An 813-nucleotide genomic window follows, 5' to 3' on the forward strand; every position below is an offset into this window, starting at 1 on the left:
AATCGCGGGTACCAGCGGACTGCCAGGAAGATCATCTCGAGGGGAGGGTGGAAGCCCGCGAACTCCGACAGCCTCGCCGCCCACCGGTGTGAGGATCGAACCGGCGATCTCGCCGTCAGCCGACTTAAATCGTGACGATCCTCAGGAGGTCTTCCAGGCCGACGAGGTCGGCGGCGTTGCGGGTGTAGATGCTGGCTCCGTGGGCATGGGCGGTGGCCGCGATCAGCAGGTCCATGGCGCGTGCGCGTGGCTGGCGTCCGGCTTCGACGACGCGGGCGGCGAGACGTCCGTAGCTGTCGGCGACGGCGTCGTCGATGGGCAGCGGGTCGAACCGTCGTTGGATCGCGCTGAGGCGGGCGAGCCGGGTTGCGCGGGCCTGGGGCGTCTTGGCGACGAGGACGCCGAACTGTAGTTCGGCGATGCTGATGACACTGACTGCCAACTCGCCGGAGATGGGGGTGACGTCCGTGGCGACCAGGACACTGGTATCGAGGACGCCGCGTTTCATCGGCCTTCCCAGGGATCCGTGAGGGAACCGTCGACGAGGTTGCGGTCCTCAGGCCAGTCGGTGTCCTCCGGCTGCGCGAAGAGTTCCGCCAGATCGTCCCAGCGCCGCCACACACGCGGACTCACCGGGCCAAGGACGGCTGCTGGTCGGCCGGCCACGGTGATGGTGAGCCGTTCACCGGCCTGGGCGCGTCGTACCAGGTCGCTGGCGTTCTGCCGGACCTCTCGAAGCCCTATCTCGTCCACCCCTCCGACGGTAGCACTTGTGCTACCGGCTCGACCATCGCGAAAATGAGCCTGGTCGGG

General features: G+C 67.9%; 2 protein-coding genes. Both read right to left on the bottom strand.

The window, feature by feature from the left end:
• Positions 1–124: 124 nt before the first annotated feature.
• Positions 125–508, bottom strand: a complete 384-nt coding sequence (locus AC08OP_RS16355; protein ID WP_476614993.1) for a PIN domain-containing protein — start codon at positions 506–508, stop codon at positions 125–127.
• The gene (locus AC08OP_RS16360; RefSeq protein WP_476614994.1) at positions 505–753 is read right to left on the bottom strand and encodes a type II toxin-antitoxin system Phd/YefM family antitoxin; all 249 of its coding nucleotides are present in this window, start codon (positions 751–753) and stop codon (positions 505–507) included. Before AC08OP_RS16360 ends, AC08OP_RS16355 begins: the two co-directional genes overlap by 4 nt.
• Between the last annotated feature and the right edge of the window lie 60 nt (positions 754–813).

Source organism: Frankia sp. CeRuru1 (assembly GCF_977966315.1).

Coding starts and splice junctions, on each gene's coding strand:
- AC08OP_RS16355 (WP_476614993.1), bottom strand. CDS start 508: ATGAAACGCGGCGTCCTCGATACCAGTGTCCTGGTCGCCACGGACGTC.